Origin of the sequence: Bacillus sp. JJ1503, assembly GCF_036965125.1 — a bacterium.
Lineage (GTDB): Bacteria > Bacillota > Bacilli > Bacillales > Cytobacillaceae > Cytobacillus.
Window position 1 is genome coordinate 1 of sequence record NZ_JBALOZ010000296.1, and the last position, 283, is coordinate 283.

General features: G+C 39.2%; 1 pseudogene (cut by a window edge). It reads left to right on the forward strand.

Annotated elements, in window-relative coordinates:
- Positions 1 to 96: 96 nt before the first annotated feature.
- Positions 97 to 283, forward strand: a pseudogene (locus V7149_RS20670) (metallophosphoesterase family protein); it runs 547 nt beyond the window's last position.

Below are 283 nucleotides of genomic sequence, written 5' to 3' on the forward strand. Positions count from 1 at the left end.
ATATATGCAACAGTAGAAAAAATCAACTTTCGAAAAAATAAAGGGATATGACTAAAATATGGAGAAACTATTACTAAAAGTTGGGAGGGCAGGCAGATGGGAAGTATAGCGGTTATTTCAGATATTCACGGCAATGTAACTGCACTTGAGGCAGTCATGGACAATATTAAATCCAGAGGGATCCAAACCATATTCTGTTTAGGTGATCTTATTGGCAAAGGCCCAAACTCGCAAAAATCGGTTGAACGAATTAGAGAGAGCTGTGAGGTCGTTGTGCTTGGGA